This is a genomic window from Candidatus Pelagibacter sp. (assembly GCF_052049855.1).
Classification (GTDB): Bacteria; Pseudomonadota; Alphaproteobacteria; order Pelagibacterales; family Pelagibacteraceae; genus Pelagibacter.
The window spans coordinates 490,368-502,630 of record NZ_JBNGZE010000002.1 but is presented as its reverse complement, the minus strand read 5'-3'; the positions used below and the strand labels follow the sequence as shown (position 1 = coordinate 502,630).

Sequence of the window (12,263 nt, the reverse complement as noted above, 5' to 3'; positions counted from 1 at the left end):
TTTTCAATCTCTTGTTGCAATATAAACACCTATAGAAGTAATTAGAAATCCAATTAAATCTAAGCTAGTTAAATTTTCATTTAAGAAAAGCCACGCCATAAAAGCAGAAGTTGCTGGAATTAAAAAAAATATAGAAACAGTTTTGCTTGCTGAATTATTTTTTATTAAAAACATCAATATTGTAAACGCACCAAATGACACTAAAAATATTTGATGACTCATTGCAATAACAAAAGTTTGTGAGAAATCAATATATGGATCAACAAATAAAATTATTATTAATAAATGAAACAAACACCCACCAAGAGCTTGATTCATATTACTCACAGACAAAGGTAAGTTGTTGCTTAATTTTTTTTGCCATAAAGTTGAAAATGTAATTGCTAACAAAGCTATTATAGTTGCTATCAATCCTGCTGCTGGTATTTTAGAACCAACATCAAAACCTAATACAAGTCCTGCGCCAGCAAATCCCAATAAAACACCTATCCATTGTTTTATAGATACTTTCTCATTTAAAATTGGACCACTTAATGCATTTGTGAGAACTGGTTGAAGGGTTACAATTAACGCTGCTATTGCTGTGGGCATGCCTATTGAAATTGAGTAAAAGACACCACCAAGATAAAAACCATGAAACAAGACACCGCTAAAAAAAGATTCAAAAAAATTTTTTTTGCTTACTAGAATTTTTTGTTTTGAATAAATTGAAAATAAAAAAAAACCGAAAGCAACTAATGCAAATCTAAAAGCTAAAGCAGCAAATGGATCACTATTGTCTATGATAGGTTTGGTTGTTATGAAAGCGGAAGACCATAGAAGTATAAATATGAAAGGAAAAATTTTAATCATCATATTTAATAAACAAATAAATCAAATAAAATCAAATAAATCGATACCTATTATGAACAAATTAGAAGTGGAAATGAAATACCAAATCACCTAAAGTTCAACCATGAAGTTTAAATTGTTTCGAATTTTAACAGTTATACTGTCTTTCTTCTTATTGACAGGCTTTGTGCCCATTCTTTCATTTGTTGGTCCAGGTGTAACTGCTCTTACTTCAGGTAACATCTATAAAGCTAGTGCACAATTTATAGTTAATCAACGTATAGAAAAAGAGACCGGAAAAAATTCTTTAGCTTTAATTAAAGAAACTTTAGTTGAAGAAAAAGATATAAATATTAAAAAAAATTCTTTTGATGATGACTTTAGACAATTAGTTGAAACAAGAATTAAAATGACGAAACAAAAACTAGATAATCAAAATCTACAAAAATTACTTAAAAAACGAATAAAACTTACAAGATCCATGCTTAATATAAATAATATTACTAAATGATATTTAGATGTATCAAATTTTCTTGTTTGGTTTCTTTACACCACATCTCATAGCTTTCACAAACCCTCCACAAGTGATCAAAAGCTCTCTGAGAAATTTCTAGTGGAAAATGACTCTTGGTATAATAAAGTTTTGGTATTTTCATTAAAAATTTAACCATCGAGTCCTTTTGTAACTCTAAAAGTCTTAAAGTTTCTGCATTAATTTTTTTTTTAGTTATTTGGTCAATAAATTTATTATTCTTAAGTTCTAAGAGCCATTTATCATGAAATTCTCCAGAACTTAAAAAGTCGTATTCCTTAGTAGTCATGAAAATTTCAAAAGCTTGTATATTATTGACTTCAGGATTTTGTTTTTTAATTTCTATTATGTTTGAATAAACAAATTCAGCAGCTCTCAACACATATGGTTTTTCAGTCTTGTTAGACATACACTAATTTTTATGCTTAACCATAGCTGAATGAGCTAAAATTAAGTTAGGGTCTAAAAATAATTTTGATGATTTTACATTTTCAAATGATTTGAATGCAAAAATTGCAATAGGGAGTTCTGTACAACCTAAAATAATTTTTTTACACTTCATTTTAATTAAGGAATCAATTGCAGGTTTAATTGCTTTTGCAGCAGCTTTCACATTTCCCATTTTAACTAATTTAATTGTTTTATTAACTGACATTTTTTGTATTTTTTGAGATGGCTCTACCAATTGATAATCTTTTTCAAAAAATTTCTTATAAACTCCAGTTTTAAGAGTACCCTCAGTGGCTAGTAGACCAACTTTAGATTTTTTTTTGCATTTTTTTTTTGTAAATTTGAAAACTTCTTTTGGCATATTAATTATTGGAATATTAATTTTGTTTTGTAAATCATCGAACCAATAATGAGCCGTATTACAAGGTATAACTATAAATTTACATTTATTCTTTTCTAGAAGCTTACAGCCTTTGAGCAAACTCTTTAAAACTTTGTTATATTTTTTTCTACTTGTTTTGTTGGTGGACTTGTTTAAAAGATTTTTAGTTTGAGACCCTATAGACTCAGGTCTTCCTGGAATATTTGATTTGTTATAAAGTAAAAATAGTGGATACTCTTGATCAATCTTTCCTCTATTTAGAACTGCAAGCTTATTACAAAAATCAAGACCAGCTTGAGTTCCCATTCCACCTAAAATTCCAATCATATTTTTGATTAATTTATTAATTTTTAAATTTAAATCTATAATTATTAATTATGTTTAAAGATTGTTATTAGTTTAGGTATTGGCTGAATAATAAATTTATTAATACTTAAATGAATATTTCAGCCAATAGGAAGTGTGAAATTATGCAGTTTTTAAGTTAACTGCTGAAGGACCTTTAGGACCATCTTCAACATCGAAAGTCAAAGATTGACCCTCATCTAAACCGTTCATACCAGCATCTCTTACCGCTGAAACATGTACAAACACATCTTTTTCTTTATCTTCTCTTTCAATAAAACCAAAACCTTTGGTTGGATTGAACCATTTTACTTTTCCTTGTAGACTCATATTTATCTTCTTACTTTTTGTTATGTTAAATTATTACTTATTATTAAGTAATATTGGCTTTCTTTAGATTTTATTGGGTTTTGTCAACAAAATATATCAAGAATTAAAAAAAATTTTTAAATATCGTCAATTAGCATGGTTAAATAGACAGAATTAATGTCTTTTTTATAGTGCGCAAAAGGTTTGCACACCTTGAAACCAGTTCTTTTGAAAAGTTTTCTTGCTGGTATAAAAAAATCTCCCGCACCAGTTTCGATACTTATTCTTTTTATACTTAACTTTTTAGCTTCATTAATTAAATGATTGATTACATCAATACCTTTGCCTTGCTTTCTAAAGTTATTATGAATTCTTATAGATTTAAATTCTCCATGTTCTTTATCTAAAAATTTTAAAGCACCACAACCGATCAGTTTTTTATTATCCCATAAACTCCAAAATTTAATTAATGGTACTTTTAAACCAGGAATATCAAGGACGTGAGCACTTCCCTCTGGAGATGCGGCTCTAAGCTCAATAAAATGCTCTGTAAGAAGCTCATTTACTTCTGGATTATCAAAATTACCTTCTATTGATTTTAACATTTATACTAAAGTTGTGATATGACCCATTTTTCTATTTTCTTTTATATCTTTTTTTAAATAATCAAAGAAAAATTCGTTATCACTAAACTTTTGTAAATTTCTATAATGGGTAATTTGATCACCAAGCAAATTTATCATTTTAGCATTAGAAATTTTTTTTAAAGGGATTTGTTCTAAACCACATACAGCTCTTACATGATTTTCAAATTGACTGACATTAAAAGCATTTATTGTGAGATGTCCTGAGTTATGTACTCTTGGAGCAATCTCATTAACATAAAGATTATCATTTCTATCTATAAAAAATTCCACACATAAAGTTCCAACATATTTAAGTTCTTCAGCAATAAGCATTGCCCAATCTTTAGATTGATTAAAAATCTTTTCATTAATTTCAGCAGGTATTTTTGAATATTTTAAAATTTGATCTTCATGAGTGTTTTCTATTGGCTCGTAAATTTCATATTTGTTATTACTAAATCTTGTAATTATAATTGAAATTTCTTTTTTTAATTTTACAAGTTTTTCAAGGATATACCCTTTTGAAAAATCAATGTTCAATGAATTAATTTCATTACTTGATTTGATTGGATATTGACCTTTCCCATCATAACCAAGTGTTGTTGTTTTTAATATTCCTGGTAAAAAATCTTCTAAGGCATCTATGTCAGATTTTTTATCAATTGAAACATATCTGGTTGTTCTAATATTTAATTTATTAATAAAATCCTTTTCAGCCAATCTATGTTGGATTAATCTATTGACTGAAGGCTTTGGTAAAACAGGTTTAAATTTGTTTATTTCATTTAATGTTTCAAATGGAATATTTTCAAATTCAAAAGTTACTAAATCAACTTGATTTATGAATTCTGAAATTTTTTCTTTATTATCATAACTTCCTGTAACAAATTGATTACAAAAATTTTGCGCTGGTGCATCTATGTCATCACAAAAAATAACGGTTTTAATGTTTAATTTGTTAGCTGATATTGCAAGCATACTTCCAAGTTGACCACCCCCAATGATACCAAGAGTTATTTCAGACATTTTATTTTGGAGTTTTTTTTACAGATTTAGTTTGTGAAGTTCTAAAATTTTTAAGTTTTTTTCGAACATTTAAATTATTATTAGCAATTATTGCTGCAGCCAATAAAGCAGCATTAATTGCACCATCTTCCCCTATAGCAAGGGTTCCCACAGGTATTCCTTTAGGCATTTGTGCAATTGATAACAGACTATCTAAACCTTTAAGTTTTTTACTTTCAATAGGAACGCCGAGTACTGGCACATGTGTAATTGCTGATATCATCCCTGGAAGATGAGCAGATCCTCCAGCACCTGCAATAATTACTCCTATATTATTTTGCTCAACTTTTGCAGCATATTCATACATTCTTTGCGGTGTTCTGTGAGCAGATATAATTTTTGTTTCAAATGAAACTCCAATTTTTTTTAGGGTTTTTTCAGCTAGTTTCATTACTTTATAGTCTGATTGACTTCCCATTATGATTGAAACTTTTAATTTACTATTTTTTTTCATGAAAATTGATCAATCTGTTTATTTCAAAATTAACTTAAAATTTCAATAAAATTAATAGTATTTAAAATACATATTGATTAGAGTTAAGCATACTATGAATTATAAAATTGATAATCTTCAATATTGTAATTGGTCTAGGAAAATCTTTGAGATAAATAGATCTGCTGGATTAGATGCTGTCCATGTTACAATTGTCTACCATGAAGATTTTGATGAATTACAACTTGAAATTAAAAAATGGGAAAAATTGTTTCATGAAAACTCAGATTTAATTTTTCCTGGTAAGAACTTTCATGACATTGATAAAGCTAACAAAGAAAACAAAACTGCAATATTTTTTGGTTTTCAAAACTGTTCACCAATTGAAGATGACATAAATCTTGTTGAAAAGGTTCATCAATTAGGATGTAGATTTATGCAACTTACTTATAATAACCAGTCTTTGCTAGCAACAGGTTGTTATGAAAAAGTAGATAGCGGAGTTACAAATTTTGGACGCGAGGTTATAAGAGAAATGAATAGAGTCGGGCTCGTGGTAGACATGTCACATTCTGCAGAAAAAAGTACTATAGATGCAATTGAATTCAGTGAAAAACCAATAGCAATTACTCATGCTAATCCTTCTTTTTGGCATCCAGCTAAAAGAAATAAATCCTCAGATTTATTAAAAATTTTGAGTGATAGTGGTGGTATGTTGGGTTTATCATTATACCCTCATCACTTAAAAGGTAACACAAATTGTACTCTAGATAGTTTTTGTGAAATGGTGGCAAAAACAGCCGAAATAATGGATGTAAAAAAAATAGGAATAGGATCAGATCTTTGTTTAGATCATCCAGATACTGTTGTTGAATGGATGAGAAATGGTTCTTGGTCTAAAAGTAAAAATTATGGTGAAGGTTCGAAAAATAAACCAGGTTTTCCTAAACAACCTGACTGGTTTCTTGATGCAAGAGGGTTCTTAAATATTGAAAAAGGTCTAAAAAAAGCAGGTTTTTCAGATACCGAGACACATGGAATACTTGGAAATAACTGGTACAATTTTTATAAAACTATTTAATTATGAAAGTTGAATTAAGAGACCCAAATAAAATAATGAAATTATCAAGGCTAGGATCTTTTCATCAATCAAAATTATCTTTTTTAAGAAGTTTTCTTAATGAGTTTAAAGAGTGGGAGTATAAAAGAGATTTATTTAATTTAAATGAAAATGGTTTTGGAGAAGCTGTTTATTCATTTAAAAAAAATAAAAGAGTTTATTCTTTAATTTGTTTTGCAAATGAAATCAAAGATGAAGAAAGATCAGATAGAGTTATTGCAACAAAATGGGATGCAGCTTTTACATTACATGATGGAGTTCCTACAAAAAAAGACATTGAAAGATTAAAAAATGAAGTTCCAAAACAAGAAGTTGGCAGACTTTCTTATAAAGAATTAACTTTATCAAGAGCAAACAAATCAGTAAGAATTTATAATCATGTAGTTGAAAGTTTGAGCAAAGGTGAGCAGCCAGATTCAAACTTATTATCAAAAGTAGGCTATTTATATAGGACTACAGCAGTATATGGCTCAGGCAAATTTGGTCTTGCAGATCGATTCAGAATTAAAAATCGTGAAGAAATTAATGGTCCATTCAGATTAGAAATGATGCTGGTTTATTTGGTAAGACAATTTACTTTTGATCAAGTTAATCATGTTGCTTATTATAAAAATCCAAAAACAGCTGTTAAGCTAGATGATAATATTTGTAAAAACTTGGGAATAGGTAATTCCACAGGCTTGGGTATGGCTCCATTTATAGTCAATCACCCAACTCTATTAAATAATTGGATTTTAAGTAGAGAAAAAGCACTTAAGAAAATTAGAGAAATCAAAGATGTAGAAAGTCAAGATAGCGATTTGTTTATAGATTGTGTAAAAAAATCATTAAAAAATATTACAAGCTGGAATACTGATAGCGAATATCAGCTAAAAAAAATTTCTTCATTATTAAAGGATGTAGAAAAATTCTTAAATTTTATAGATAAAGATTTTAATTTTAAGAGCGAATATCCTTTTAACAAAATCTATCAATGGTTAGAGGACAATACTTGTGAAGAATGTATTGAATACATAGTGTCAATAATGATGGAACCTTATAACGATATTATAAATCCTTTGGTAAAAGAAATGAGTTCAGACGAAGAAAAATATTTTAATATTCCAACTTATAGAAAAGTTGATGAATTGAGGAATATCATTGAAGCAAAGTATCCTAATATTCTAGATATTAATTTTGAAAAAAAAGAAAATAATAAAAACTTTTGGTTTATTTCAAAAAATAAAGAAGAACCTAGATTGGCGGATCGTTTTGAAGAACATGGATCAGAATTAGAACAGCCTTTAGCAATAGCAAGAGATATAAAAAAACTTTATGACAAATTATTAGTCTCAAAAAATAGTTTAACTATTGCTGAGTTTTTAACGTCAAATTCTGAATTAAGACATGTAGTGAGGAGGGCATTCATTGTAGAAAAATTTCCTTATTCAGAAATACAAGATAATACAATTGGAAAAGATTTAATGCCAATTGATATGCTTAGATTAAAATTGTCTTTCTTTGGGGCATTAAAATTTGATCCACGATCTGACAAATGGTTAAGAATTTGCATGTTTCAAGGAGCTCCACTTCCAAACGAGTTAAAAAGTTATGACGAGCAGTGGGTATATAAAACAAATATTTAATAATGAAATCACTGAGTGAAATTGAAACTACTGTTAAAAGAGCTTCAAAGGCAGCAGGATATTCTTGGGGAGTTTCTGAGGAAACAGGAAAAAGTATAAGGTTGTTAGAGCTATTTAGTTTACCGGGTATTAAGCACCTTAATGAATATTTAAATAAAAAAAATGAAAGTAAATTTGAAAATTTAAATTTAATTAGTGAAAATAATTCCTCATCAAATAATCCTTACTGTCCAATTACTTTAGGTGTTAGTTTTTTAGATCAAATAAATGTTTTAGAAAAATTAAAAAAAATTGAGTTTAAAAATGTTGCTTATCCAATTATTTTTATTTCATTCATAAGTCGTTCATCAGAAATTATTGGAAAAAAGATTAATGTAAAAATAGATGAAAAAAAAATGTTATTAAATCTAAATGTAAATATTATTTCAAATTTTATTGATCAAGAATTTCCAAGGATAGCGAATAAAATTGAGGTCAATCTACTTGAAAATGAAGATAACTTTACAGACGATGAATGGAATAATTTATACAAATTATCCGAAGAAACTTTTGTTGAAGAGAGTGACAGTTTAAAAGAGGGTGCGGCAGGTGCAGGTTTGACAGATAATGATTGATAAAATAGACGAAAAAAATCTAAAGGTAGATACTGAAGAATTAAACAATATTTGTGATGAATGCAAAGAGGAAGACGAAAGTGTAACTCAAAATTTAATTCTTACTGGGTTTAAATTATGTAAATCTTGTAGAGTATCTAAGACTATTTTTCCGCTTTAACTGATTTGACTTACTGGAAGCATATTCATTCTACTCATTACAAATGAGATAGATAAAAATGCAATAATTAAAAAAGATAAAAGTACAATCCCAAAAGATTTAAAATTAGATTTTAAACTTAATATTTGTTTAGTTGAAATTATTAAACCTGCAAAAATCCAGAACTGAGTAAGAAAAATTATTGGTATCATTAAATCTGGTGTGACCGCAAAAAATCTTAATAAACCAGGGGCATGTGCAAATCCAACAGCTGTTAAAACTTTTTTGAATGAAACTTTGGTTTGCTTATCAGGAAACAATTTAACTCCAATTACAAAAATAAAAATCGCCCATATTAGCCAAGTAACTATTGCAGTTAAACCAGACATTGCAATAGCTGTTTTAATAATGGTGTTAGCTGCTACTGCGCCAGCGATACCATCTAGGATCATTATAATCCCAGCAAAGTATATTGATGCTTCTCCAAAATTTTTATTATCCGAATAAAGAGTTTTGTCTAATTTAATTGACTTAAAAATTATATTTAAAAATTCAGCAAACATTAATTTTTTTTATTTTTATTTTTTTGAGCCTTATAAGAAACAATTAATGGAAATATTATTAAAGCAATAGCAATGATAATGCAAACTGCTATTAAAAAACTTTTGGTCATTAGAATTGAAAAGGGGAGCTGAAATTAGCTCCCCCATAGTAAATTTTAGCCTTTTACAACTTCTCTTGTATTTGCATTGAAAGACTCTTTGAATGGAATATCCACAACCACAGCATCTACAGGTGTTCCTGGAGTGTCCGAGTATTTTTCAGGAAGGTGAACTTTGAACTTAGTTCCAACTTTATTTTTTGGAAATCCATTAGGGTTTAAAGTTCCATCAAACGGAACGTATCCCATAGCAATATTGGTTTTCTTCTCTGGATGCCACCATGGTGAAGTAAGAAATCCAACTGGATCTCCACCACTTTCTGGTGATACAAGCCAAAAGTCTGGCGCATAATCATCAATTGGTTTACCGCCTAACTCCATTCCAACTAATTGAAGTTTATATGGTTTTTTTCCAGCTTTTATATCTTCTCCCATTTTTTCCAAAGCAGCTTTACCAACATAATCAGCTTTTTTATTCCATTCACCTTTACCAGATAATGAAACTTGATAACCTAAATTACATTGAAACGGATTATGTTGTTGATCCATGTCTTGTCCCCAAGAAAGAATACCTGCTTGTATTCTTCTATGGTGTGCAGGTGCAATAACCATCAATTTATGTTTTTTTCCTGCATCTAATACCGCATTCCACATATCCTCAGCATATAAAGTTGCATTTCTTAAATATATTTCATAACCAGCTTCTCCTGAAAAACCAGATTGAGAAATTACACAACTTCTTCCTCCAACGGTTGCTTCTGCCAATCCATAGAAAGGCATATTATCAAAATCAACTTGGTCTCCACAAAGGTCTTGCATTAAAGCTTTTGATTTAGGACCTTGAATTTGGACTGGACATGCATCTATTTCCTCAATTGTACAATTAAATTTTCCATCTGCATTTACACCTTGTAAGTACATTCCGATATCAGAGTCAGATAACGAAAACCAAAATTCATCTTTTGAAATTCTTAAAAGAATTGGATCGTTTAATACTCCTCCATAAGCATTACATAATATTACATATCTTGCTCTCATAGGAGAAATTTTTGTTGCATCTCTAGTTATAACGTAGTCAGTAAATTTTTCTGCATCTGGACCTTTAACTCTTATTTGTCTTTCAACAGCTACATTCCACATTGTTACATGGTTAACGATTGCATCGTATTCAACCATTGCTCCACCATCTTCAGGTTTTACATATCCTCTTGGGTGATAAATTCGATTGTATACAGTTGCTCTCCAACAACCTGCCTGCATTGATAAATGCCAATAAGGTGACTTTCTTACCCTCGTTGAAATTAATAATTCAACTTTAGTTGGCCCACTTTGTCTTAAATTGTATGGTACTTCTCTGTCAGATTGATCAACAGAAGTAACATGTTGTACTTTAGTATAGTCAAATTCTTTAGACATAACTATTCTCCTTCAACCACTTGTTAGTTTCCTTCAAGCCGCCGAATGTATAAATGTGGAAGTTATCAGTATGCGATTTAACTTTCCCAATTAAATCATTAGGGTCTTTAGGTTTCAACAAATCCAACGCCTTACTAAAATTAGATTTGAGAAAGTTTAAGGAATTTTTTGCTCCTACAATATTAGCAAATTTAATTAAGCTAGATATCTTTAATGGCCCAGTAATTCCCACATGCACTGGTACGCTTTGTTTAGAAATAAAATCTATAATAGGCTGAGGATCTAGCAACCACTGTGTTACAATATAATCAGCGTAAGGCTTTTTATCTATCATAGCTTTTTCTAAATCTGTATCGGATATATCAGGACTCCCCTCAGGATGTCCAGCAATTCCTATTTTCATTTTTTCAAAATAACCTGTCTCTAAAAGTTGAAATGAACTATCAAATTTACCTGTTGGTTCTCTTCCACCACCAATAATCAAGGCTTGCTTCACTCCTCCGTCTTTGCATCTAGAAACATAATCTTTAAGTTCTTTTTCATTATGCATTGATCTAGCAGGAAAATGAGGAACGGGATTAAATCCTTTTTTTACAAGTTCTACCGCTTTATCAGCTGTCTCTCTATAATCACCTCCAGGTAGCATTGTAATATAAATGTCAGACAATGCTGGAACTGTATCAACTTCTGTTTTAGGTCCAATTTCCAATGAAAAATTCATAGTGAAGATCTTTATTTATTTTGAAATATGAGTCTAGAAAAATCGATTGAGACTAATTTACTTTTTTAACTGACCTCTGTGCTTTTGAATTCTTTGTCCGTACTGTTGAGTTACTCTATCAAAGATAATTGCTAGTGCTACGATTGCTAAACCATTCATCATTCCAAGAGCTAAATATTGGTTAGAAATAGCTTGTAAAATAGGTACTCCCAAGCCTTTTACACCTATCATTGAAGCAATTACTACCATTGCTAAAGCCATCATAATCGTTTGGTTGATTCCAGCAAAAATTGTTGGTAGAGAAAGCGGGATCTGAACTGACCTTAATTTTTGCATTGGTGTTGCCCCAAAAGCTTCACTGGCTTCAAGCGTTTCTTTGTCAACTTCTCTAATTCCAAGGTTGGTTAATCTCACAATAGGGGGGAGTGCATAAATACATACAGCAAGTAGACCAGGCACTTTACCAATACCTAAAAGCATAATTATTGGAATTAAATACACAAAGCTTGGAATTGTTTGCATCATATCTAAAACAGGCAAAATCGCTTTTTCTGCTCTTGCTGACTTTGACATTAAAACTCCAATTGGAATTCCCACAACTATACAAACTAAAGTGGAAACAGAAATAATTGCCACTGTTGCCATACAATTTTTCCACATACCAAAATAACCAATCACTATAAAGCAGACAACTGTTCCAATAACTAGCTTGATACTTCTAGATCCTATCCATGCTAACAATCCAAAAACTGCAATTACAATTGGCCAAGGAGTATTAACTAAAAGTTTTTCTAACCATATTAAAAAATATAAAAGTGGATCAAAAAATCCCTCTATGGCATCACCATATGCTCTTGAGAATTCTTTAAAACTAAAATCAATACTTTTTTTCAACTCCCTAAGAGCTGTTCTATCCATTACAGGGATTTTATTAAAGAATTCCATATAAATTTTTAAACTAATTGAACCCGTTTAAAAAACGGGTTCAATAATA

16 protein-coding genes are annotated in these 12,263 nt (G+C 29.6%); 5 read left to right on the top strand and 11 right to left on the bottom strand.

All coding sequences use genetic code 11. The features are described 5' to 3' along the window. Positions 1–3: 3 nt before the first annotated feature. Positions 4–852, bottom strand: coding sequence for a DMT family transporter (locus tag ACTT9X_RS04895; protein WP_440934645.1), 849 nt, complete (start codon positions 850–852; stop codon positions 4–6). A gap of 154 nt (positions 853–1,006) precedes the next feature. Between ACTT9X_RS04895 and ACTT9X_RS04890 the strand changes: the two genes are divergently transcribed. Beyond that, positions 1,007–1,342: a hypothetical protein gene (locus ACTT9X_RS04890; RefSeq protein ID WP_440934537.1), complete on the top strand. Its 336-nt coding sequence runs from the start codon at positions 1,007–1,009 to the stop codon at positions 1,340–1,342. Here ACTT9X_RS04890 and ACTT9X_RS04885 read toward each other — a convergent pair. From ACTT9X_RS04885 to purE, 6 genes are all read right to left on the bottom strand, one after another. Continuing rightward, the gene (locus tag ACTT9X_RS04885; protein ID WP_440934536.1) at positions 1,335–1,772 is read right to left on the bottom strand and encodes a hypothetical protein; all 438 of its coding nucleotides are present in this window, start codon (positions 1,770–1,772) and stop codon (positions 1,335–1,337) included. The genes ACTT9X_RS04890 and ACTT9X_RS04885 overlap by 8 nt on opposite strands. Positions 1,773–1,775: 3 nt before the next feature. Next, positions 1,776–2,522, bottom strand: a complete 747-nt coding sequence (locus tag ACTT9X_RS04880) for an aspartate/glutamate racemase family protein (RefSeq protein WP_440934535.1) — start codon at positions 2,520–2,522, stop codon at positions 1,776–1,778. A gap of 141 nt (positions 2,523–2,663) precedes the next feature. Continuing rightward, positions 2,664–2,870 carry a cold-shock protein gene (locus ACTT9X_RS04875; RefSeq protein ID WP_440934534.1) on the bottom strand — a complete coding sequence of 69 codons (207 nt, stop codon included), beginning with the start codon at positions 2,868–2,870 and terminating at the stop codon, positions 2,664–2,666. 116 nt (positions 2,871–2,986) lie between these two features. After that, the gene (locus ACTT9X_RS04870) at positions 2,987–3,454 is read right to left on the bottom strand and encodes a GNAT family N-acetyltransferase (RefSeq protein WP_440934533.1); all 468 of its coding nucleotides are present in this window, start codon (positions 3,452–3,454) and stop codon (positions 2,987–2,989) included. After that, positions 3,455–4,501: a 5-(carboxyamino)imidazole ribonucleotide synthase gene (locus ACTT9X_RS04865; protein ID WP_440934532.1), complete on the bottom strand. Its 1,047-nt coding sequence runs from the start codon at positions 4,499–4,501 to the stop codon at positions 3,455–3,457. A 1-nt stretch (position 4,502) separates the two neighbouring features. Then, the gene (gene purE, locus ACTT9X_RS04860; protein ID WP_440934531.1) at positions 4,503–4,994 is read right to left on the bottom strand and encodes a 5-(carboxyamino)imidazole ribonucleotide mutase; all 492 of its coding nucleotides are present in this window, start codon (positions 4,992–4,994) and stop codon (positions 4,503–4,505) included. 94 nt (positions 4,995–5,088) lie between these two features. Between purE and ACTT9X_RS04855 the strand changes: the two genes are divergently transcribed. From ACTT9X_RS04855 to ACTT9X_RS04840, 4 genes are read left to right on the top strand one after another with little or no spacing between them, the layout of a single operon-like run. Continuing rightward, positions 5,089–6,054, top strand: a complete 966-nt coding sequence (locus ACTT9X_RS04855) for a membrane dipeptidase (protein WP_440934530.1) — start codon at positions 5,089–5,091, stop codon at positions 6,052–6,054. Between the two features lie 2 nt (positions 6,055–6,056). Further along, on the top strand, positions 6,057–7,718 hold the full coding sequence (locus ACTT9X_RS04850) for a hypothetical protein (RefSeq protein WP_440934529.1): 1,662 nt from the start codon (positions 6,057–6,059) through the stop codon (positions 7,716–7,718). Between the two features lie 2 nt (positions 7,719–7,720). After that, the gene (locus tag ACTT9X_RS04845) at positions 7,721–8,332 is read left to right on the top strand and encodes a DUF3726 domain-containing protein (protein ID WP_440934528.1); all 612 of its coding nucleotides are present in this window, start codon (positions 7,721–7,723) and stop codon (positions 8,330–8,332) included. Next, complete coding sequence (locus ACTT9X_RS04840) at positions 8,325–8,492, top strand: hypothetical protein (RefSeq protein WP_168189248.1); 168 nt, start codon at positions 8,325–8,327, stop codon at positions 8,490–8,492. The genes ACTT9X_RS04845 and ACTT9X_RS04840 overlap by 8 nt, the downstream gene beginning before the upstream one ends. Here ACTT9X_RS04840 and ACTT9X_RS04835 read toward each other — a convergent pair. The 4 genes from ACTT9X_RS04835 to ACTT9X_RS04820 form a co-directional block, all read right to left on the bottom strand. Continuing rightward, complete coding sequence (locus ACTT9X_RS04835) at positions 8,489–9,034, bottom strand: hypothetical protein (protein ID WP_075503920.1); 546 nt, start codon at positions 9,032–9,034, stop codon at positions 8,489–8,491. The genes ACTT9X_RS04840 and ACTT9X_RS04835 overlap by 4 nt on opposite strands. A 155-nt stretch (positions 9,035–9,189) precedes the next feature. Beyond that, positions 9,190–10,548 carry an aminomethyl transferase family protein gene (locus ACTT9X_RS04830; RefSeq protein WP_440934527.1) on the bottom strand — a complete coding sequence of 453 codons (1,359 nt, stop codon included), beginning with the start codon at positions 10,546–10,548 and terminating at the stop codon, positions 9,190–9,192. Then, on the bottom strand, positions 10,541–11,269 hold the full coding sequence (locus ACTT9X_RS04825) for a methylenetetrahydrofolate reductase (RefSeq protein ID WP_440934526.1): 729 nt from the start codon (positions 11,267–11,269) through the stop codon (positions 10,541–10,543). The genes ACTT9X_RS04830 and ACTT9X_RS04825 overlap by 8 nt, the downstream gene beginning before the upstream one ends. Before the next feature lie 57 nt (positions 11,270–11,326). Then, a complete protein-coding gene (locus tag ACTT9X_RS04820) occupies positions 11,327–12,214 on the bottom strand; it encodes an ABC transporter permease (RefSeq protein ID WP_440934525.1) in 888 nt (295 codons plus the stop codon). Positions 12,215–12,263: the final 49 nt, after the last annotated feature.

Bases quoted from the DNA above. Each gene is read 5' to 3' on its own strand.
- ACTT9X_RS04865 (WP_440934532.1), bottom strand. From the start codon at position 4,501: ATGTCTGAAATAACTCTTGGTATCATTGGGGGTGGTCAACTTGGAAGT.
- ACTT9X_RS04845 (WP_440934528.1), top strand. From the start codon at position 7,721: ATGAAATCACTGAGTGAAATTGAAACTACTGTTAAAAGAGCTTCAAAG.
- ACTT9X_RS04885 (WP_440934536.1), bottom strand. From the start codon at position 1,772: ATGTCTAACAAGACTGAAAAACCATATGTGTTGAGAGCTGCTGAATTT.
- ACTT9X_RS04850 (WP_440934529.1), top strand. From the start codon at position 6,057: ATGAAAGTTGAATTAAGAGACCCAAATAAAATAATGAAATTATCAAGG.
- ACTT9X_RS04870 (WP_440934533.1), bottom strand. From the start codon at position 3,454: ATGTTAAAATCAATAGAAGGTAATTTTGATAATCCAGAAGTAAATGAG.
- ACTT9X_RS04875 (WP_440934534.1), bottom strand. From the start codon at position 2,870: ATGAGTCTACAAGGAAAAGTAAAATGGTTCAATCCAACCAAAGGTTTT.
- purE (WP_440934531.1), bottom strand. From the start codon at position 4,994: ATGAAAAAAAATAGTAAATTAAAAGTTTCAATCATAATGGGAAGTCAA.
- ACTT9X_RS04820 (WP_440934525.1), bottom strand. From the start codon at position 12,214: ATGGAATTCTTTAATAAAATCCCTGTAATGGATAGAACAGCTCTTAGG.
- ACTT9X_RS04895 (WP_440934645.1), bottom strand. From the start codon at position 852: ATGATTAAAATTTTTCCTTTCATATTTATACTTCTATGGTCTTCCGCT.
- ACTT9X_RS04825 (WP_440934526.1), bottom strand. From the start codon at position 11,269: ATGAATTTTTCATTGGAAATTGGACCTAAAACAGAAGTTGATACAGTT.
- ACTT9X_RS04835 (WP_075503920.1), bottom strand. From the start codon at position 9,034: ATGTTTGCTGAATTTTTAAATATAATTTTTAAGTCAATTAAATTAGAC.
- ACTT9X_RS04840 (WP_168189248.1), top strand. From the start codon at position 8,325: ATGATTGATAAAATAGACGAAAAAAATCTAAAGGTAGATACTGAAGAA.
- ACTT9X_RS04880 (WP_440934535.1), bottom strand. From the start codon at position 2,522: ATGATTGGAATTTTAGGTGGAATGGGAACTCAAGCTGGTCTTGATTTT.
- ACTT9X_RS04830 (WP_440934527.1), bottom strand. From the start codon at position 10,548: ATGTCTAAAGAATTTGACTATACTAAAGTACAACATGTTACTTCTGTT.
- ACTT9X_RS04855 (WP_440934530.1), top strand. From the start codon at position 5,089: ATGAATTATAAAATTGATAATCTTCAATATTGTAATTGGTCTAGGAAA.